17 protein-coding genes are annotated in these 20,194 nt (G+C 71.9%); 4 read left to right on the top strand and 13 right to left on the bottom strand.

All coding sequences use genetic code 11. From position 1 onward, the window contains the following. Positions 1 to 57: 57 nt before the first annotated feature. Genes J2853_RS03100 through J2853_RS03090 form a run of 3 tightly spaced genes read right to left on the bottom strand, consistent with a single transcriptional unit; the run spans position 58 to position 3,221 of the window. A complete protein-coding gene (locus tag J2853_RS03100; protein WP_307554744.1) occupies positions 58 to 1,878 on the bottom strand; it encodes a GumC domain-containing protein in 1,821 nt (606 codons plus the stop codon). Then, the gene (locus J2853_RS03095; protein ID WP_307554742.1) at positions 1,863 to 2,618 is read right to left on the bottom strand and encodes an ABC transporter ATP-binding protein; all 756 of its coding nucleotides are present in this window, start codon (positions 2,616 to 2,618) and stop codon (positions 1,863 to 1,865) included. The genes J2853_RS03100 and J2853_RS03095 overlap by 16 nt, the downstream gene beginning before the upstream one ends. A gap of 3 nt (positions 2,619 to 2,621) precedes the next feature. Beyond that, complete coding sequence (locus J2853_RS03090) at positions 2,622 to 3,221, bottom strand: TetR/AcrR family transcriptional regulator (RefSeq protein WP_307554740.1); 600 nt, start codon at positions 3,219 to 3,221, stop codon at positions 2,622 to 2,624. Positions 3,222 to 3,412: 191 nt separating this feature from the next. Between J2853_RS03090 and J2853_RS03085 the strand changes: the two genes are divergently transcribed. Then, complete coding sequence (locus tag J2853_RS03085) at positions 3,413 to 3,682, top strand: hypothetical protein (RefSeq protein ID WP_307554737.1); 270 nt, start codon at positions 3,413 to 3,415, stop codon at positions 3,680 to 3,682. 525 nt (positions 3,683 to 4,207) lie between these two features. Here the strand turns inward: J2853_RS03085 and J2853_RS03080 are convergent. Continuing rightward, complete coding sequence (locus tag J2853_RS03080; protein WP_307554736.1) at positions 4,208 to 4,390, bottom strand: type II toxin-antitoxin system Phd/YefM family antitoxin; 183 nt, start codon at positions 4,388 to 4,390, stop codon at positions 4,208 to 4,210. Positions 4,391 to 4,398: 8 nt separating this feature from the next. Here J2853_RS03080 and J2853_RS03075 point away from each other — a divergent pair, with 8 nt between their 5' ends. Beyond that, positions 4,399 to 4,740 (top strand): zinc ribbon domain-containing protein, encoded by a 342-nt coding sequence (locus J2853_RS03075; protein WP_307554734.1) that lies wholly within the window; start codon positions 4,399 to 4,401, stop codon positions 4,738 to 4,740. Between the two features lie 53 nt (positions 4,741 to 4,793). Here J2853_RS03075 and J2853_RS03070 read toward each other — a convergent pair whose 3' ends face one another. The 7 genes from J2853_RS03070 to J2853_RS03040 all read right to left on the bottom strand — a co-directional run bounded on the left by J2853_RS03070 (position 4,794) and on the right by J2853_RS03040 (position 14,883). Then, positions 4,794 to 5,951, bottom strand: coding sequence for a VWA domain-containing protein (locus tag J2853_RS03070; RefSeq protein WP_307554732.1), 1,158 nt, complete (start codon positions 5,949 to 5,951; stop codon positions 4,794 to 4,796). After that, positions 5,944 to 8,451, bottom strand: a complete 2,508-nt coding sequence (locus tag J2853_RS03065; protein ID WP_307554730.1) for a DUF5682 family protein — start codon at positions 8,449 to 8,451, stop codon at positions 5,944 to 5,946. Before J2853_RS03065 ends, J2853_RS03070 begins: the two co-directional genes overlap by 8 nt. Before the next feature lie 81 nt (positions 8,452 to 8,532). Further along, the gene (locus J2853_RS03060) at positions 8,533 to 9,600 is read right to left on the bottom strand and encodes an ATP-binding protein (protein WP_307554728.1); all 1,068 of its coding nucleotides are present in this window, start codon (positions 9,598 to 9,600) and stop codon (positions 8,533 to 8,535) included. Further along, positions 9,597 to 11,003, bottom strand: coding sequence for a DUF5691 domain-containing protein (locus J2853_RS03055; RefSeq protein WP_307554727.1), 1,407 nt, complete (start codon positions 11,001 to 11,003; stop codon positions 9,597 to 9,599). The genes J2853_RS03060 and J2853_RS03055 overlap by 4 nt, the downstream gene beginning before the upstream one ends. Continuing rightward, positions 11,000 to 12,370, bottom strand: coding sequence for an SWIM zinc finger family protein (locus J2853_RS03050; protein WP_307554725.1), 1,371 nt, complete (start codon positions 12,368 to 12,370; stop codon positions 11,000 to 11,002). Before J2853_RS03050 ends, J2853_RS03055 begins: the two co-directional genes overlap by 4 nt. A gap of 142 nt (positions 12,371 to 12,512) precedes the next feature. Further along, positions 12,513 to 13,682, bottom strand: a complete 1,170-nt coding sequence (gene murG / locus J2853_RS03045) for an undecaprenyldiphospho-muramoylpentapeptide beta-N-acetylglucosaminyltransferase (RefSeq protein ID WP_307554723.1) — start codon at positions 13,680 to 13,682, stop codon at positions 12,513 to 12,515. A gap of 220 nt (positions 13,683 to 13,902) precedes the next feature. Next, positions 13,903 to 14,883 carry an endonuclease/exonuclease/phosphatase family protein gene (locus J2853_RS03040; protein ID WP_307554721.1) on the bottom strand — a complete coding sequence of 327 codons (981 nt, stop codon included), beginning with the start codon at positions 14,881 to 14,883 and terminating at the stop codon, positions 13,903 to 13,905. A 228-nt stretch (positions 14,884 to 15,111) separates the two neighbouring features. Here J2853_RS03040 and J2853_RS03035 point away from each other — a divergent pair, with 228 nt between their 5' ends. Further along, on the top strand, positions 15,112 to 15,543 hold the full coding sequence (locus tag J2853_RS03035) for a cupin domain-containing protein (protein ID WP_307554720.1): 432 nt from the start codon (positions 15,112 to 15,114) through the stop codon (positions 15,541 to 15,543). A 97-nt stretch (positions 15,544 to 15,640) separates the two neighbouring features. Further along, the gene (locus tag J2853_RS03030; protein WP_307554718.1) at positions 15,641 to 17,176 is read left to right on the top strand and encodes an aldehyde dehydrogenase family protein; all 1,536 of its coding nucleotides are present in this window, start codon (positions 15,641 to 15,643) and stop codon (positions 17,174 to 17,176) included. Positions 17,177 to 17,220: 44 nt separating this feature from the next. On the opposite strand, the gene J2853_RS03025 is transcribed toward J2853_RS03030, so the two are convergent. Together J2853_RS03025 and J2853_RS03020 are read right to left on the bottom strand one after the other, a co-directional pair. After that, positions 17,221 to 18,141, bottom strand: coding sequence for an acetamidase/formamidase family protein (locus J2853_RS03025; RefSeq protein WP_307554716.1), 921 nt, complete (start codon positions 18,139 to 18,141; stop codon positions 17,221 to 17,223). Positions 18,142 to 18,454: 313 nt separating this feature from the next. Next, positions 18,455 to 20,095: an alpha/beta hydrolase gene (locus J2853_RS03020; protein WP_307554713.1), complete on the bottom strand. Its 1,641-nt coding sequence runs from the start codon at positions 20,093 to 20,095 to the stop codon at positions 18,455 to 18,457. Positions 20,096 to 20,194: the final 99 nt, after the last annotated feature.

The following is a 20,194-nucleotide window of genomic DNA, read 5'->3' as shown; positions in this document are numbered from 1 at the left end:
CGCCGGCGGCGTCCCGGCCCGGAACGGGTCGCCGCCGTGCCCGCCGGCCGTCACGGTCTACACCGCGGTCGTGGAGGTGACCGTTTCGCGGCCGGCGACGGGAGTCTCCTGCCGCCGGTAGGAGACGATCACGCCCGCCGTGTAGATGGCCACTCCCAGGACGACCATGAACACGATCGTGGGCCACTGCAGCCACGGCGGTAGATGGAGGGCCAGAAACCATGAGCGCGTGGGGCTTTCGGAGACCTTGAGGTAACCGGCCACCACGCCCTGCGGAAACAACGGGATCGCGCCGGTCGTGAAGCAGATCATGGCGATGATCTGCTGACGGCGCGTCAGGTCATCGAAGCGGGTCCGGCCGACTACGCCGGGTTTCCCGGCCGGTCGGCGTCCGGTGCGCATCATGTCGAGCAGCTCGGGTCCCTCCGTGAGCAGCCGCCGCTCGGCGAGAAGCCCGAATCCCCAGTAACAGAGAACGCCCGTCAGGGCTCCGACGGCCACGCCCGCCCAGCCGAGCAGCGCGGTCGCGATCGCCGCGGGGACCGCGGTGAGGGCGGTCAGCGCCAGCACCGCGTACACCATGCCGGTGACCGCGCCGTCCTCCTCCGTGGAGCGCAGTGGATTGCCGCCGCGCCGGTGCGGGTCGGTGCCGGGGATGAGCGCGTACACCGAGGCCAGGGGCACCAGCCCGGCGCCTCCGCCCAGCAGCGCGAGAAGAACGGCGAGCAGTGCGGGCGACGGCCCTCCGGTGACCGCGGCGAGAGAGAGCGTCAGCACGACGGCGAGGGGCGCGACGACCAGCAACCACGCGTGCTGGCGCCCGCGGACGTCACTCGCTCCCGGTGTCATGACGGTGAGCCACAGGGCGGTGCCGTCGCCGCCGTAGAGGTTGGCGGACATGGCCGCGGCCATCAGGACGAAGATCGGACCCGCCCAGGGCAGCATTCCGTTCCAGTTCATCAGCAGCGGGGCCGCCGCGAAGCACACGCCGTAGGCGAAGGCGAAGGTCAGCTGGTGTGTGCGCACCAGGTCGCGCGACCAGGTACGCAGTTCCTTGGCGAGCACGGCGCCGGAGGCGGTGGTGGCCCGCATCGGCCTGCGCCCCCGGGTGGCGGCCCTGGTCGCCCCCGCACGCCGGGTGAGGAGGGCCGCCCATGCGGTCAGCAGCAGGGCGATGAGCACCGCCATTCCGCCGAGGGCCGCCAACACCCGCACCCAGTCGCCGGACGCGGCGGCCTCGACCGCGACCAGCCCCCAGCCGGAGGGCAGGTAGCGGGTCACCGTCGTCACCACCGGCGGGACGCCCTGCGTCTGGCCGAGCGCCACGAAGACGACCCAGATCTGGCCGAGGATCGCCAGGATCAGGCCGTTGATCAGTCCGGCGCCGATCGCACCGACGCGGGAGCGCAGGGCCAGGCCGATCAGGGCCACCGCGACCCGGGAGAGCAGGACGAACACCACGAGCTGGAGCAGCAGCGCGGGGACCGAGACGAGGGCGGCCACGATGCCCTGCCGCGCTCCGAAGACCGCGAGCCCGCTGAGGGCGAGCAGGCTGATCGCCGGCGCCACACCGACGAAGGCCGACACGAGCAGCCCCGAGGCCAGACGGCGCGGCGGCAGGCCCAGCGGCGTGAAGTACTCGGGGCGGAGCGTCTCGTCGCCGCCCCCGGCGAAGACGGGGCCGAAGATCCAGCCCAGCATCCAGACGGCGTAGACGGCCGTGAGCAGGTCGGCCTCCGAGAAGCTCAGGAAGATCGTCCCGGCCGCGAGGATCAGGCCGACCAGCGCGCCCATGACGATGAAGCCGGCCCGCTGGCCGGTCATCGAATGACGGAGCACGGCCACCTTCATCTGGACCATGGTCAGCGCGACAGCCACGTCAGCTCCTTCGACCTGCCGTCGGAGACGCCGACCAGGCCGACGAAGGTGTCTTCGAGGGAGCCGTCGCCGCGGACCTCGTCCAGGGGACCCGCCGCGGCCACCCTGCCCTTGTCGATCATCGCGACGTGGTCGCAGAGCTGCTCCACGAGGGCCATGACGTGGCTGGAGAGCACGATGGACCCGCCCCCGGCCACGAACCCCCGCAGGATCGTCTTGATCGTCGCGGCCGACACCGGGTCCACGGCCTCGAAGGGCTCGTCGAGCACCAGCAGCCTCGGCGCGTGCAGCAGGGCGGTGGCCAGTCCGATCTTCTTCCGCATTCCGGTGGAGTACTCGATGACGAGGGTCTTCTCCGCCTCGTCGAGCTCCAGCACCGACAGCAGTTCCTCGGCGCGCCGGTCGACGACCTCGCGCGACAGCCCGCGGAGCAGGCCGAGGTAGGTCAGCACCTCGCGACCGGTGAGCCGTTCGGGCATGGCCATCCCGTCGGGCAGCACCCCGACCAGCGCCTTGGCCTCGTCCGGGTTGGACCAGACGTCGGCGCCGAAGATCCGTGCGCCGCCGCTGTCCGGGCGCAGCAGGCCGACGGCCATGGACAGGGTGGTGGTCTTACCGGCGCCGTTCTGGCCGACAAGCCCGTAGAAGGAGCCCTGGGGGATGCTCAGGTCGATATGGTCGACGGCTACTTTCTCACCGAAGGCCTTGCATAAGCCTGAGATCTCGAGCGCTGCGGTCATGCGTCACTTCCGGGTTGCGAGGGTGAAGAGAACGGTCAGTTCACGTGCTAGATGATCTATATCTAAATCAGGAAATATGGCTATTTGAGCGGGCACCGCGTCAATGGCGCCGCGAATCGCGAGCGCCATCGTCCGGAGGTCGAAGTCCCGGAACTCACCCGTCCGCCGCCCCCAGGCCAGCACCTTCTCCAGGTCCGCGATCGCGATCTCGTGCTGGGCGGCGTAGGGGCCCGGGCCGCCGTCGCTCGCACGGCTGTGAGTGACGATCTCCACGAGCGCGAGCAGCGGCTTGGGGTGCAGGCGCATGAACTCCAGGTTCGCCTCGATGTAGACGCGCAGGGCGTCGGCCGCCGTGGCCTGGGAGACGATGCGCGGCGTCATCAGCTCCGTCGCGATACCGGCCACCTCGGCGACCACGGCCTGGATCAGCTCGTCCTTCCCGCCGAAGTGGTAGGAGATCACTCCGGTGCTGACCTTCGCCAGCTTCGCGATCCTGGAGAGCGAGGCGTTGGCGTAGCCGAGGGTCGCGATGACCTCGATGGCGCAGGCGACGATCTGGCTTCGCCGGGCCTCTTCAATGAATGTGCGAGTTCCTGATTGCACGGTCGAAAATTTAAACGATCCATCAAAACAAGGCAATGGAAAAGTCGCACCTGAGCCAAAACCTCTACACCGTATATGCCATTATTGATGGCCCAGATCCACAAAACGGGGCAAAGTTCTCATTGGGCGGCGTTATGCGCCACACAGGACGGGGACCGTCGACAGTACGTCGTGATTCACGGAGGCCCCACATGGTCCAGAAAACCGGCACCTCCTCGAACGGCCGCGCACGCGATCAGGCGGACGCGCCACAGCGGCCGCACGTCAGCGTGCCGGTGATCGGCACGCTGGCCCTGCCGTCCCCGGATCGGCTCGTCTTCTACGCCGTCCTGGGCGCGCTGGGCGCCTTGGAGATCGTTGAGTGGCCCATCGTGCTCGTCGTCGGGATCGGCCACTACCTGACCGAACAGCGGTTCTCCCCCGCCCTGCGGGAGGCCGGGCAGGCCGCCGAAGCGGCGTAGCGCGGGAGCGACGACCGATCAGGAGACAGCCGGCGATGACCGACGGCCCGCGGCTGTACAGATGAGCACCCCGGACCTACGTGCATCGACCGACATGTCAGGCTGATCAGGTACATCCCGAATCCGATGAACCCCGGGAAGACCGGCCTGCGGCGCGGTGTGTACGCGGTGAGAGGAATGAAAGGAGGCCGGGCGACGCGGCTGGCCGGTGCGTCACATCCCCGGCACGCACCTCCACCAGTTCCTCGCTCCCGAAGCCGTGACCGACTGGATGATCGACGCCGTCACGAACTGACGGGGGATTCGTGCCGGTGCAGCGGTGTTCCGGCATACCCGTCGCCGCTGATTCACCGCCTACGACCCTCGCCGCCGGGGTATCGCCAGATCGCGAGACATCGTCGCCTCAAACCGCTCGCCGTGAAACGCCGCCGTCACCGGCCGTGGGTCACCACCGTTTTTGACCGAGAACGGCGGGTGCAAGCTCCCGTCCTTCAGGGCGGGGTTAGCCCGGCGCGGGAGTGCCCGCTAGGGCGCGAGCGTGCCCTGACCTTCTGAGTGTTGCTGCTGTTCCCACCAGGTGTAGGGGACTAGCACGGCGTGGGTTTCGCCATATTTTTCGACGATGGTGTGTTCGCCGTTGTGGTGGGCGGCGTCGATGCGGCGGCCGAGGTGGTCTCGAAGTTCTCGAACACTCATTCGTTCAATCATGATCTTCCTTGGACAAGGGCTGGTACGGGCTCGAACTCGCACTGAACAACGCCGCCCGGTACACGGGCAGCACGATAATCAAGGTCCCGGCGGCGTACACGTCTCAGACGTGCTCGGTGTGCAGGGTGGTGGATGCGGTATCGCGTGAGAGCCAAGCGCGGTTCGCCTGCACCTCCTGCGGCCATGCCGAGCACGCTGACGTGAACGCCGCCAAGAACATCAAGGCCGCCGGATCAGCGGTCTCAGGACGTGGAGACCTCGCCATTGGGCGGTCTGCGAAGCGTCAACCACCCCGGCCACGAACGCGGCCGCATGCCGCGCCAGCGGCACAGGGAATCCCGGCCCTTTAGGGCCGGGAGGAAGTCAAAGGGGTGGGCCTCCGTGCCGCCCCCGTCAGAGCCGATCAGTTCGCCGTCCGGCCCAGTTGCAGCTCGGCCCACTGGCCGATGTCGCGACGCTCGATCGCGGCGGCCATCAGGTCGGGGAAGGCGTCGGGGGTGCAGGCGAAGGCGGGCACCCCCAGGGCGGCGAGCGCGGCGGCGTTGTCGTGGTCGTAGAAGGGCGCGCCCTCGTCCGACAGCGCGAGCAGCACGATCACCTGGATTCCGGCGGCCGTCATCTGGGCGACCCTGCGGAGCATCTCCTCCCGGACGCCGCCCTCGTAGAGGTCGCTGATCAGAATGAAGATCGAGTCGGTGGGCCGGGTGATGAGTCCCTGGCTGTAGGCGATGGCCCGGTTGATGTCGGTGCCGCCGCCGAGCTGGGTGCCGAACAACAGCTCGACCGGGTCGTGGAGCTGGTCGGTGAGGTCGACGACCGCGGTGTCGAAGACCACCAGTGACGTCTTGAGCGATCGCATCGAGGCGAGCACCGCGCCGAAGACGCTCGAATAGACGACGGAGGCGGCCATCGAACCGCTCTGGTCGATGCAGAGCACGACCTCGCGCTGGACCGCCCGCTGCCGCCGGCCGTACCCGACCAGCCTCGACGGGATCACGGTGTTGCGGTCGGGCAGGTAGTTCTTCAGATTGGCCCGGATCGTACGGTCCCAGTCGATGTCGGCCACCCGTTTGGGCCGGTGGGTCCGCGCCGAGCGGTCCAGTGCCCCGGTCACCGCGGCCTTCGTCTTCTGCACGAGCTTGCGCTCCAGCTCGGAGACGACCTTGCGGACCAGAGCCCTGGCCGACTCGCGCGCCTTCTCGGGCATCACGCGGTTGAGCGACAGGATCGTGCCGACCATGTGGACGTCCGGCTCGACGGCTTCCAGCATCTCCGGCTCAAGCAGCAGCCGGGTCAGGTTCAGCCGCTGGACGGCGTCCTTCTGCATGACCTGGACGACGGTCGAGGGGAAATACGATCGGATGTCGCCCAGCCAGCGCGCCACCCGGGGCGCGGAGGCGCCCAGACCGGCGCTCCGCTCGCCCGGACTCCCGCTCTCCCCGCCGTTGTACAGCGCGGCCAGGGCTCCGTCCATCTGGGCGTCGGTCCCGCCGAGCGCGCATCCGGTGCCGTCGGCGTCTCCGCCCAGCACCATCCGCCAGCGGCGCAGCCTCTCATCCATCAGCACTCTCCGTCTTCCCCAGAATCGTCAGCACGGTTCGTACGGCCGCCGCCGCGCGCCGCTCGTCGACATCCGTCGCCTCCCGCGTCTCGTGGACCGCGCCGGTGGTGAGCGATCGGACCCGCGAGCCGATCGAGCGCCGCTCCGGAGCGGCGAAGGCGCCGAACGTCCTCCGCAGGAGGGGCAGCACGTCGACGAACGTCTCCGGAGCGAGCCCGGTGAGCCACTCGTCGACCAGTCCGAGCAGCCGGGAGTCGTGGACGAGCAGCAGCCCGCCCCCCGACAGGAATCCCTCGATCCAGGCCGCCGCCCTGGCGGGCGGGTGCCCGGCCGACATCGCCCGCGACATCCGCAGGCCCACCTCGGTCACATCGAGATCCCCGGCGTCCAGCAGGATCCTGGTGAGCCGTCCCTCGATGAGCCCGTGCAGGTCACCGCGGCCCGACACGCCCCGCAGCGTGGCCAACCACCGCGCCTGGGGCGCCTCCTCGCCGGGGTCTCCGTCGAGCAGGGCCACCGAGGCGTGCACCCCGTCGATGTGGTTCAGCAGGTCGCGGGCCGCGTCGTCGTCCAGCCCGGTGACCGCTCCGCCCAGCCCGACGCAGATCCTGATGAGCAGGGCGTCGACGATGGTGGCCAGACCCGCGGCGGGGGTGCCGCGCACGTCGCCGTAGCGCTGGGCCCGGACCATCGCGGGAAGCGCGGCCATCAGGTGCGTGACGTCGCTGTCCAGCGCGGCCCGCTCCGACAGCGCGTCGAGCACGTACGGCAGCGCGTCCGGCAGGTCCGCGAGCAGGCACCGCTCCACCAGCCCGGTGAGGCCGGCCAGCGTGATCCCCGCGGGCGCGCCGGGTCCGGCGCCTCCCGGAGCACCGCCTCCCGAGCCGGGCACTCCCGAGCCGGGCGTCCCCGGGCCGCCTTTCGCCGCCGGGCCGGGTGCCTGCCCGCCGTCGGCCAGGTCGCGGACCCTGGCCGAGGCGGCGGCGGGGACGGTCGTGCCCCAGGCGCTCGCCTCGATCAGGTCGACGTCGAACTCGGGCCGCCAGGCGAGCGTCCACGACTCGCGGAAGGTCCCCTTGCTCCGGCTCTCCTGCGGGGTCCCCCAGGAGACGCCGATCAGGCGCAGGCGGTGCAGCAGCCTGCTGCGCTCCAGGTCGAGGGGCTTGCGCAGATCGAGGTCGTGCTCGCGGTCCAGCGCCTCGGGTTTGAGCCTCACCCGGCGCTGCTCCTCCCGGAGGTGACGCTGGAGAGGGACCATCGGGGTGGCGTCGGACACGTGGCCGAGCCGCTCCCCCACGACCAGGCGCCGCTGGATCAGCTCCGTCGGCAGGTCGTCGCCCTCGCACAGCACCGCCCTGACGGCCTCGGTGACCTCCGCCAGCCCGGCCAGCGGCCGTCCCCTGAGCACAGCCAGGCCCTCCGCGAGCCGTACCGCCTCGATGACGTGCGCGGAGGAGACCGGAAGGTCCTCCTCACGGAGCACCCTCGCGGCCTCGGTCAGCCACCGCTCCACAGGACGGTCGGGGGCGTCGAACAGGTGGTGGTACCAGCCCGGCGACGTCACCCCCGCGCCGTATCCGCTCCAGGAGGCCAGCCGCCCGTACGTCCACGGCACCCAGGTCAGCTCGGCCTTGACCTTGGGCAGCCCTCTGAGCAGTGCGTCGTCGGCCTTGACCGCGGGCAGTCCCGCGCCCCAGGCCACGCCCTCCCCTGACGACCCGGTCAGCGCGGGCACGTGCCAGGCGCCGCAGACCACGGCGATCCGCTCGAAGCCGTCCTTGATCGCCTTGCGGATCGTGCGGCGCATGAACGCCTCGCGCCTGGCCTCGTACGTGTCGGCGACGTATCCCTCGCGCACCGCGGCCATCGCCTCGGCGATCACCTGGAACGGGGTGTCCCCCCGGTGCTCGACCGCGTCCTCCCACCACCGCTCGGGGTCGTCGTATCCGGCGGCGTGAGCGAGCACGCCGATCGGATCCGTCCGCAGGGCGGGCGTCGCGGCGTCGTCCCCGGCGTCTCGCGGGTGCGACCCCCGCGACCCCGGCTCCGGCGCCTTTCCCTCCCGCGGCTCCGAGTCCGGCGGTCCCGGGTCGGGTGCTCTCCCCTCCTGCGGCTCCGCGTCGCGTGCTCTCCCGCCCTCCGGATCCGCGCCCCGCGGTCCGTCCTCCGGAGTGTCCGGGCGGGAGGCGAGGCTGTGCGCGGCGGGCAGATCACAGAAGCGGACCGGGACGCCCGCCTCCACCGCGTGCCGGATCGCCTGCCATTCGGGGGAGAACATCGCGAAGGGCCAGAACGCGGCCCTGGACGGCTCGCCCGGCACGTGGGCCAGCAGCGCCACCGGCGGTTCGAGCTCGGGGTCCTTGGCCAGCTCCACCAGGTCGTCGGCCTCGGGCGGGCCCTCGATGAGCACGATGTCGGGGCCGAGACGTTCGAGCTCGGCTCGCAGGGACCGCGCCGACCCCGGCCCGTGGTGCCGGACCCCCAGCACGGAGACGCTCACGGGCGCCCCCCGGCCGGCGTGGTGCCCGTACTCATCGCCGTGTCCGTGACCGGTGACGCGCCCCTCCGGGCGGTCGCCGCCTCAGCCCGCGTCACGGCAGGCCCGGTAGAAGTCGCGCCAGTCCTGGCGCTCGCGGACGACGGTCTCGAGGTATTCGCGCCAGACGACCCGGTCGGAGACCGGATCCTGGACCACGGCGCCGACGATCCCGGCGGCGACGTCGGAGGGGCGGAGCACGCCGTCGCCGAAATGGGCGGCCAGGGCGATGCCGTTGGTGAGGACGGAGATGGCCTCGGCGGTGCTGAGGGTGCCGCTGGGAGACTTGACCTTGGTCCGGCCGTCCTCGGTGACGCCGCCGCGCAACTCCCGGAAGACCGTGACGACGCGACGGATCTCCTCCAGCCCGGTCAGGGTCTTGGGCAGCTCAAGGGAGCGGCCGAGCTGGTCGACGCGGCGGGAGACGATGTCCACCTCCTCCTGCGCGGTGGCGGGCACCGGCAGCACGACGGTGTTGAACCTGCGGCGCAGCGCGCTGGACAGGTCGTTGACCCCCCGGTCGCGGTCGTTGGCGGTGGCGATGATGTTGAAGCCGCGTGAGGCCTGGACCTCCTGGTTGAGCTCGGGGATGGGCAGCGTCTTCTCCGACAGCACGGTGATCAGCGCGTCCTGGACGTCGGAGGGCATCCGGGTCAGCTCCTCCACCCTGGCGATCCGTCCCTCGGACATGGCCCGCATCACCGGACTCGGTGTGAGCGCGTCCATGGACGGCCCCTCGGACAGCAGCCGGGCGTAGTTCCAGCCGTAACGGATGGCCTCCTCGGCGGTGCCCGCCGTACCCTGCACGAGCAGGGTGGAGTCGCCGCTGATGCCCGCGGCGAGGTGCTCCGACAGCCAGGTCTTGGCGGTGCCGGGCACTCCGAGCAGCAGCAGCGCGCGGTCGGTGGCGAGGGTCGCCACGGCCACCTCCACGATGCGCCGGGGTCCGATGTACTTCGGGGTGATCCGGTCCCCGTCGCCGAGGATGTACGTGGTCACCGCCCAGGGGGACAGCTTCCAGCCTGGCGGCCGGACCCGGTCGTCGCCCTTGGCCAGGATCGCCAGCTCCTCGGCGTACTGGTCTTCGGCGTGGGCCCGCAGAACCGTGGTCAATGGAGCTCCTTCAACATGTCGTGACGGAAACGCAGGAGGGCGGCGACCTCCTGGATGGGGGGTTCGGGCGAGAGCCGCTCCGCCATACCGCACAGGGCGGGATCGATGCGCTCACCCGCGAGTTTGGCCAGCTCGCCGATGTTCCAGGGGTGGGTCTCGGAAACCGAGATGATCTTCTGCAGCACGGCCTTCGCCAAGCCCGGCCCCCAGGGGGCCGCGGCCCCTCCGAGAACCATGATCAGTTGACCGTCCAGGCCGTGCCGCCGGACGAAGTCGGCCGCGACGACCTCCTGCTCGGCGGGGGGCAGCGCGGCCAGCAGGTCGGCGAGCGGGTCCCAGGCGAACAGCTCCCGCGCCCACTCCGGGTCGCCCTGGAGCACGGTGGCCCTGACCCAGCCCGCCATGACCTCGCGGCCCCAATCGACGATCTTCATGTGGACGAGCTCCCGAGGGGGACGGCCGAGCAGCCGGGGCCAGACGCCGAGCGAGGCGCGGGCCACGGCCTGCTGGAGCCACCAGCTCTTCTCCCCCGTCCCCCTGGGCGGCTTGGCCCGGATGCCGTCGCGCTCCATCGTGCTGTCACAGGCGGCGGGCGGGGTGACGTGGATCCTCCCGTCCACGACCGTGACGTAGCGGGCGACCCGCTCGGCCATGCGCGAGGCCAGACGCGAGTCCGGCAGCCGGGTGAGCAGGTCGGCGGCCTGGTGGCGGACCTCACGGCGGCGGTCGTCGAGCGCCGCCTCCAGGAACGGCTCGTCGTCGAGGGAGAGCCGGTCGGCGAGGACCTCCAGGAAGGCCGCCCTGTCGTCGGGGGTCTCCTTCTCCCAGGTCACGGCGAGCAGCTCCCTGGCTCCCGCCGGGTCCGCCGCCCGCAGCGCGGCCAGGTGGGCGCGGCGGTCGCCCGAGGTGCCCAGCTCCCAGACCTCCGGGGCGGTCTCGGAACCGGTCGCGGCCACCGTGACCTCCTCCAGCAGGAAGCTCCACGCCGGATTGAGCCCGGCCAGCCAGCGCCCCCGGTTTCCGGAGAGGACGCCGAGGTGCGAGCGGATCGACCGGTCCCTGACCGCGTGGTCGAGCAGCTCGGGCAGCAGGTGCGGCGAGAGCCGGTAGCCGCGCCCGGCGGCGACCTCCAGCCATTCGGCGAGCAGCCGCGGCTGCTCGCCCCCGAGGATCCGGGCGAGCCTGCCGCCCGCCGCGCGCGAGACCGCCGGCTGCTCCTCGGGCGCCGCGACGCTCAGCGGCTCACTCGCCACCGGCCGCGTGCCCGCCCGCATCCGCAAGGTGTGCACGGCGGCGCGTCCGAGCAGCTCGATCTCGCCGGCGGCCTCTCCCGCCCGCGGGCGGCGGTCGGTGCCGACGAGCGCGGTGGAGACCAGATCCTCCCATTCGGCCGAGGCGTTCACAGGACGATCACCTGCCCTTCCTCGTCCCAGGTGATGAGGGGGCGCAGGCCCCTCGGGGTCCATTCGGCGGCGACGGTCAGCGGCCGGCCGCCGGAGACGGCGATCAACCGCCAGGGGGTGCCGGTGGACGGGTGCAGCGGGATCCCCCCGGAGGAACCGGCGAGGTGCCAGGGGCCCCTGCCCGCCGGAGTCACCGGGCCGAGCACGACGGGCCAGGAGTCCAGCCAGGGGTCTCCCGCCAGGGCGGCGGCCACCTCGTCCAGCGCCTGTTCCACGGTCGACGCGGTCGGGAAGCCGGTGGAGACGGCGCCGTGGTGGACGGCGACCAGGGCGCGGAGCGGCGCCGACCCGGGATAGAACGCCAGGTCGGCGTCCAGGGTCGTGCCCGTGACGAGTGAGGCGTCGAGGGCCTGTCCCGTCATGGCGAACGAGAGCACGAGCGCGGCCCGGCCCGTGCGCCTGCCCCGCAGCCAGACCCGGCGCGCGATCAGCCGGTCCTGCTCCTCGTCCCGGCGCCCCAGCACGTCCCACAGATCGCGGACCGTCTCTCCCGCGAGGACCTCCTCCTTCGTGACCGGGAACCCGACCCGCTCGCGGACCCTCCGCACCAGCCCCGTGCCGTCCGCTCCCGCCGGGGTCCCCGGATCCACGACGGCGGAACCGGAAGCGGCGACGGCGGCGGGAAGGCGGCGATGGGCCACGCAGAGGAGATGGAGGAGCGCGTACTCGCTGAGGAGACGAGCGGGCCAGTCTTCGCCGTTCAGGACGGAGCTCAGGCGGGAGAGGGTGCCGGCGACCGCCGGAGCCTGGGCATCGACCAGGCGTTTGGCCAGGTCGTCCCAGTAATCGTGGCGCCGGGACCCGGCGATGCCCTGCCTGATCTGGTCGGCGAGCCAGCGCTCCAGGTCCGACAGGCCGGCGGCCACGCGCTGCTCACGCTGCTCGGCCCGCCGGGTGTCGGCGGGCCCCGCGCCCGCCCCGCCCGCGCGGGTCGCCTCGGCCGCCTCCGCCGCGAGGCCCGTCGCCTTGGCGGCGCGCTCGCGCCGCTGGTCGAGCCACTCGGCCACCCAGTCGGCGGGCGCCCCGGCGGCGGGGACGCCGTCGGCCGACCACAGGAGCAGCAGGCCGAGGGCGTGCTTGCAGGGAAACTTCCGGCTCGGGCAACTGCATCGGTAAGCGAGCTCGGACAGGTCGACGCACGCCCGGTAGGGCTTGGAACCGCTGCCCTTGCACTCGCCCCACACCGAATCGGCGGCGCTTCCGATTCCCGACCACTTGCCGGGAGAGGAAACCCCTTGGGCCGCTTTCTGGGACGAGGCGTCGGGCGCGAGCGCGAGCACCTGATCCCGGTTCCACCGTTCGATCACGGACCGAACGCTAACCAACGCCCCCGACAAAACCGGATCTACTTAACAAGCGAAACTTCCGTCCCTCCGTACGGCCGCCGCCCGCCCCCCGCGGCACCGGGAGAACGCCGGCGAACCGCGCCGCCCGGACCGGACGGATCCCTCATCCGCGGCCGGTGACGCGCGCCTCGTCGAGGATGACCTTCGCGAGGGTGTGGGCCGCGTCGACGCGGCCCAGCGACCTGGCCGCCGCGGCCATGTGGGCGCGCGCCGCCGGATCTCCGAGGAGGACGTCGAGCTCGGCGAGAAGCCGGTCGGCGTGGGGGCCGTTCTCCAGCAGTGCTCGCGCGGCCCCCGACTCGACCAGGTAGCGGGCGTTCTGGCGCTGCTCGTCTCCGGCGGACGGGACCAGCGGGATGAGGACGGACGGCTTGCCCACCGCGGTCAGCTCGGCGATGGTTCCCGCGCCGCTCCGGGAGATCACGACGTCGGCGGCGGCGAAGACGTCGGCCAGCTCGTCGCCGACGTAGGGCACCGGCCGGTAGCGCCGCCTCGACTCGGCGGGCAGCCCGGCAGCGGTCTGCGTGAGCTGGGCGATCCAGTCGGGGCCGCACTGGTGGAGCACCTGCGCGCGGGTGAGCAGTGAGGGCAGGATCGCCTCGACCATGGTGTTGATCTGGCGGCTTCCCTGGGCGCCGCCGGTCACGTAGATCAGGGGCAGCTCCGGCGAGAGCCCGAAGTGCCGCCGGGCCGAGGCGGCGTCGCCGTGCAGCAGGTGCGGCCTGACGGGATTGCCGGTCACGACGGCCCGGCCGCGCGCCGAGGCGGGCAGGTGCTCGATCGACGACGGGTGCGTGAGCGCGACCCGGGTGGCGAACCGCGACAGGATGCGGTTGGCCAGGCCGAGCGAGGTGATCTGCTCGTGCATCACCAGCGGGCGGCGGAGCGCCCGTGCGGCGAGCCCCAGCGGCACGCACACGTACCCTCCGGTGGACAGCACCACGTCCGGCCGGTACCGGGCGGCGACGCCGAAGGCCTGCAGGACCCCGACGGGAATCCGGAACATGTCGGCCAGGTTGGTGGCCAGCTCGCGCATGTTGGGCGAGCGCCGGAGCTTACCCGCCTTGATCGCCCGGAACGGGATGCCCTGCTCGGCGGAGATGCGGGCTTCGAGGCCGCTCGCCGTACCCACCCAGAGGACGTCGAGGTCGAGTCCAAGGGCGGCGGCCTGTTCCCTGACCGCCCCGACCGCGGTCAGCGCGGGATAGGTGTGACCGCCGGTCCCACCTCCGGTGACGAGCAGTCGAAGGGGTCGGCGATTGTCGGCCTTCATCGAGTTTCTTGTCCTTCCAGGATCACGGTCGTTCGCACGTATCGGCCGCGCCTGAGCGCTCAACGGCCTCGCGCACCGTACAGGGGGTTGTGGCAAAGATCTACTTCGACGGGCGCGGCCGCCTACGAGCGCCTCCGGTACGGCCGCGGGCCACGACGGCCGGCCATCGAGGTGGCCAGGACCGGCGATGGGACGGTCGCCGATACGAATCAGGACATTCTTATCGTGACACCGATGAGCCGGTGGTCGCCCCGACGGACGCCCTCAGGTCGGCCAGGATCGCGCGGTGATCGCTGACCGTCATCGGCAGCACCCGGCTGTCGAGGGCCGTGAAGCCGCGGGTGAGCACGTGGTCCAGGCGGACGGCGGGCAGCTTCGCGGGCCAGGTGAACTGCAGGCCGGTGCCGGCGTTCTCCGCCACGGGCGACAGGAGCGCGGTGAGGTGTCTCAGCTCCCGATCGGTGGCGGCGGTGTTCAGGTCGCCGACGACGATGATCCGAGGACTGGGGTCCGCCCGGATCGCGCGGGCCAGCGCCTCCACCTCCGCGTTGCGGCCGGCGATGACGGACGGCTCGCCGGGGCGGAAGGACGCGAGGTGCACCGCGTAAAGGCTGACCGCGCCCCGCGGCGTGCGGATGACGGCCTGCCGCGAACGCGGCACCCCGGGAACCTGCCGCGGCAGGCCCTCGACGGGGTACCGGCTCCACACCGCCACGCCCGGATTGTCCGGGAACCGGTACGGGTAACCGGGGCTGAGCTCCCGGCCGAAGACGGGATCGACCGTTCCGTTCCCCAGCACCGGGTCGTCGGGGACCTCCGCGGCCACGAGGATGTCCGCGCCGGTGGCCCGCAGCGCCCTGGCGGTCGTCGCCAGGTCGCGGTTGGAGTAGCTGACGTTCTGGTGGACCACGCGCAGGTCCCGGGGCACGATGCCCGCGATGCCGGGGGCGCGGACGAACGCGGGTCCGAACATCACCGCCCACATCACGGCGGGGACCATGGCTCCCGCCAGCGCGAGCCATGACCGCCGGACGAGCGCGACAAGGAGCATGACGGGAACCACGAGGCCCAGCCACGGCAGGCCGCTGTCGAGCGTGTTGCCCACTCCCCACCGGTTCGGCAGGAGCCGGTGCCCCACCATGACGAGGGCGGCCAGGACACCCGCGGTCGCCGTCAGCCCGCCCCGGAAGCGCGGCGACACGACGAGGGATCCCTTCGGCGACTGCGAGCGGCGGTCTTCACCGGATCAGTCCATCACGACCTCGGCGGGCGCGGGGGGAGCCCGTGATGCCGGGGTCCGTCCATGCCGGTGCCGGGCGGAGGACTTTACCCTCACCTGGTGATCGCGGTCCGGCCTCCCCCGGCACAGCCCCGCCGTGCCTCACGGCCGACCGGCCGGCAGGAGGACGTCATCATTATCATCGGTTCAATGACGACCTCTATCCGTCCACCGCTCGCCGAGGTTCTGGACCTGCTGCCGCATCCCGAGGGCGGCTGGTACCGGGAGACCTGGAAGACCTCCGCCGCCCTCACCCCGCCCGGGTACGACGGGACGCGGGCCACCGCCACCGGGATCTACTTCCTGCTGGAGCCCGGCGAGGAGTCGCGCCCGCACGTGGTCCGCTCCGACGAGGTGTGGCTCTGGCACCGGGGAGGCCCGCTGACCCTGATCCTCGGCGGCCACGAGGGCCAGCCCTCCCGCACGGCGACCCTCGGTCCCGCGGTGGAGGAGGGGCAGCTCCCGCAGATCCTGGTGCCCGCCGGGACCTGGCAGGCGGCCCGTCCGGCCGGCGACGAGGGCGTGCTGGTGAGCTGCGTCGTCTCCCCCGGCTTCGACTTCGCCGACTTCCGCATGCTCTGACGTCCTCCCCCTGACGAACGGGTGGCCGCCCTGGATGTGACGGCTTCCCCGTCTGCGGGGAGAATGCGGTCACACGCCCACACTCAGGAGGTCAATGATGACCCGCGAGATCGGTTCCGTCATCGGCGGAAAAGAAGTCCCGAACGGCACCGCCTACGACTCGATCAACCCCGCCAAGGTGAGCGAGGTGGTCGCGCGCGTCCAGCTGGCGGACGCGGGCACGTTCTCCTCCGCGTGCCGTACGGCCGCCGCGGCCCAGAAGGAGTGGGCGGCGGTCCCCGCGCCCGTCCGGGGACGGGTGATCGCCTCGATCGGACGCCTGGTGGAGGCCAACGCCGAGACCCTGGCCCGCCTGGTCACCCGGGAGATCGGCAAGCCGTACGCCGAGGCCCTGGGCGAGGTCCGCGAGATCGTCGACACGTGTGACTTCTTCCTCGGCGAGGGCCGGCGGCTCTACGGGCAGACGGTGCCCTCGGAGATGCCGGACAAGAACCTGTTCACCTTCCGGGTGCCGGTGGGGGTGGCCGCGGTGATCACGGCGGGCAACTTCCCGGTCGCGGTGCCGTCCTGGTATCTCGTCCCGGCGCTGCTGGCGGGCAACGCGGTCGTGTGGAAGCCCGCCGAGTACGCCGCGGCCTCGGCCGAGGCGCTCTTCCGGCTGTTCACGGCGTCGGGGCTGCCCGAGGGCGTGCTGAACCTGGTGCTCGCCGACGGCCAGGCGACGTTCCAGGGTCTTGAGAGCGCGCTGGACGAGGGCACGGTGCACAAGGTCGGCTTCACCGGTTCCACCGAGGTCGGCCGGAGGATCGGCGAGCTGTGCGGGCGGCACCTGCAGTCTCCCTGCCTGGAGCTCGGCGGCAAGAACCCGATGGTGGTCATGCCCGACGCCGACCTCGACCTGGCGGTGGAGGGCGCGCTGTTCGCCGGGTTCGGCACGGCGGGGCAGCGCTGCACCTCGCTCGGCACGGTGATCGTGCACGAGAGCGTCCACGACGACTTCCTCGACCGCTACACGCGCGCGACGGCCGAGGCCGTGATCGGCGACCCGGCCGGGGAGGTGCTGTGCGGGCCGATGCTCGACCACAAGTTCGCGGCCCGGTACGAGGAGTATCTGGGCTGGATCCAGCCGCACCACACGGTCGTCTCCGGCGCCACCGGGCGGATCACCTCCGCGAACGCCCGCGGCGACTTCTCCGGGGAGGGCGGCCTCTACTACCACCCGGTGATCGTGGACGGCGTGCGCCCCGACGACCGGCTCTTCCTTGAGGAGACCTTCGGCCCGATCGTCGGCGTGAGCACCTTCACGACCCTGGACGAGGCCGTCGACCTGGCCAACCGTCCCGGCTACGGGCTCTCCTCCTCCATCTACACCACCGACCCCAAGTCCGCCTTCCGGTTCCGGGAGGGCATCGGCGCCGGCATGGTCAGCGTCAACAACTCCACCTCGGGCGCGGAGGCCCACCTGCCTTTCGGCGGAAACGGCAAGTCGGGCAACGGAAGCCGGCAGTCGGGGGTGTGGGTGCTCGACCAGTTCACCCGCTGGCAGGCGATGAACTGGGACTACTCGGGCAAGCTGCAGAAGGCCCAGATGGACGTCGCCGAGGTCGTCCCCGACCTCGGCTTCCGCCTTTGACGGGGAGCCGCGGGGTCACCCGGTCCGTGTGACGGGTCGCCGCCTCATCGCAGCACCCCGTCGGGCAGCACGGCGTGGACGCCCCACACCTGGTTGGCCACCTGGGTGACCCGCAGGCTGACGGACGGGCTGGCCAGGGCGAGGGCGGTGGCCTTGTCCACGTCGAACATCGACTGGATCCAGCCGAGCATGGCGTCCAGCGCCTGCGCGGACGCCTCGTTGAGGTCGGCGCTGAAGCCGAAGGTGACGCGGCCGGCCGGGGTCACCGCGTGCACCGTCGGGATCGGCCGGTCGGTCACCAGGTCGACCACGAGCTCGGTGGTCATCCCGCACTCGATCGCGGTGCCGGACACCTCGCCGTCGCCCTGCGCGGCGTGCCCGTCGCCGAGGCACAGTTGCGCGCCGGGCACGGTCACCGGCAGGTAGAGGGTCGAGCCGGCGACGAGTTCGCGGCAGTCGATGTTCCCGCCGGACGGGCGGGGCGGGGTCGTCGAGTGCTCGCCGGCCTCGGCCGGCGGCAGGCCGATGACGCCGAGGAAGGGCGCGAGGTCCATCGTCAGCCCGTGCTGGTTGACACCTGTGAGCTTGTCGGCGTCCAGTTCCCAGAGCAGCCAGGTAGGGGGTCCGCCGGCCACCCCGAGCCGCCGGTTGAGCGGGTTGTCCAGCGCGGCGGCGACGGTCCAGCCCCACTCGTCCGGCCGCAGCGAGACCAGCCGAACCGCGAGCATCATCCCCGGCTCCGCGCCGCGTACGGCGATGGGCCCGGCGAGGCAGTGGCCGCGCTTGGCGCTGAACATCTTCGGGCGGACCTCACCGGGCGTCCGCTGCCGCTCCAGGTGTCCCGACGCGTCCAGGGAGTGCACGACGATCGTGTCACCCGGGTCGACGGTCAGCGCGGCCGGAAGGTCGCGGGAGAAGACGTCGGTCACCGTTTCGGGGGTGGGGTCAAGCCGGTGGTTCGTCATGCAGGTCCTTCTTGTTCGGGGCACGAGATGTCAGGGAACCGGTAGCCCCCGGGGCGGGGGCGATATGACCCTAACCGTCGCGTCCGTCCACGAACAGACCGAAACAGTGCAATTCGGAAAGACCGGCACGTGGGCGATGCGGTCGCAGGCGGTGCGCCGGGCGATTCGCCACCGGCCGCCGGAGCCGCCGGAGCCGTCGGCGGGCTCGATGTCTTGCCCTGCGATCAGCACCGGCGGTCCGAGGACGCCTGCCGCCGCCTGCCCGACCGGTGGTTCGGGCAGGCGGCCTGGCAGGTTGAGTGCGAGTGATCTTCTAGCGCGGTTCAGCCCCTGTGGGCGTGGCGAACGGGACGAGGTCGGGCTTGCACGTGGCCCCCGGGGCGGGCGGCGTGCCGTCCGTCAGGTATCGGGAGGCCGCCTCCACCACGCAGGAGGACTGCTGGGCGGCTATGTGCCCCCATCCCTCGTTGATCAGCAGGCGGCTGTTCCGCAGCATCCCCTGCACGCGCTGCGCCGACCAGAGCGGGGTCGCCGGGTCGAACCTGCTGTTCACGATGAACACGGGTTCGGCGGTGCGGGCGGTCCACGGGCCCCTGTACCTGAGCTCGTTCGCGCTGCGCCAGGGCACGCACGCGCTCGTCTCGTAGGCGCGCAGCGTCCCGAACGGGCCCGCGCGCCTGTCGCGCTCGGCCGAAAGCCGCGCCAGAGCCTTGGCGGTCCTGGGGCCGTCCGTCTCCGAGCAGGTCACCGCGTCGTAGGCGGGCCTGATCGGCGAGGTGTACGGCGTGACACCGATCCCGGCCTGCTGGAACGCGACGACCTCCGCCGCGAGGGTGGCGGCCGCGCTGCCGGACGGATCCTTGATCGCCTCGCCGACCTCCTTCAGGAACGGCGCCCCGCCGCCCTGGATGTTCCAGAACACCGGCTGGTACAGCCACTGACCGGTCCACGTGACCACGAAGGAGTAGGTGAGCGGGACGGTCTTGCCGTCACTCCCCTTGAGCGGCACCGGCCCTCTGCGCAGCACATCCATGATGTGCGCGAAAGCCGCCTCCGGGTCGCCGTCGCCGAACGCACAACGCTCGCCGCTCTCCCTGCAGAGCCGGAAGAACTCCTCCAACGTCTGCTCGGTGGCGACGTCGCTGCCGGTGCGGCTCAACGGCGTGGTGCCCGGCGCGCCCGCGTCGCGCCGCTCGGGGTCGATGACGCTGTCGAAGACGAACCGGCCGGTCCTGCTCGTGAACATGTTCGCGTAGATCATGCCGAGGTAGGTGCCGTACGACTGGCCCAGGTAATTCAGCCGCTCCTCGCCCAGGGCCGCGCGCATCACATCGAGGTCGCGCGCCATCGCGACGCTGGTGAGGTGATCGAGCAGCGTGCCGCTCCGCTCGCGGCACAGACTCGCGTACCTGGCGTCCGCCCGGGCCCGCTCGCGCCGCTCCGCCGCGGTCACCGGCACGTTCGACACGCCACGGGCGAGCGCCGCCGACTCCGCCTCGCTCTCGAAGCATCGAACGGCCGGCACGCTGCGTCCCATGCCGCGCGGGTCGATGCCGACGATGTCGTACCTGGCCATCACCTCCGCGTTCACCGGGCTGGGCAGCGCGCCCCCGACGACGCCGCTCAGGTAGTCGACGGCCGAGTAGCCGGGGCCGCCCCGGTTCACCACCAGGGAGCCCAGCCGCCGGGCCGGATCCTTGGCGGGGATCCTGGCCAGGGCCAGCGTCACCGATCGGCCGCGTGGAATCGCGTAGTCGAGCGGCACCGACGCGGTGGCGCACTGCAACTGCGGCGTGTCAGCGCACGCCTTCCACTCCAGCGCCGGCACCTGGACCCCGGCGACTCCCCCGGCGGCTTTCCGGGCCGGCGGCCCGGCCTCGGCCGCACTCGCCGGCGCGGCGTACACGACCGTCCCCAGCAATCCCAGCAGCACTCCGGCAACGCGCCATCTCATGATCGGCCCTCCCGTATTCGTGCGACGGGCACGTCGCCGGCCGCACGTGGCCGATCTTCCCGAAGGACGGGGGCGGGGCAGTAGTGGCCGATGTCATCA

The sequence above is a fragment of the Streptosporangium lutulentum genome (assembly GCF_030811455.1).
In the GTDB taxonomy this organism is placed as follows: Bacteria; Actinomycetota; Actinomycetes; order Streptosporangiales; family Streptosporangiaceae; genus Streptosporangium; species Streptosporangium lutulentum.
Note: the sequence above shows the minus strand (reverse complement) of the source record. Positions and strands in the feature narration are given on the sequence as shown.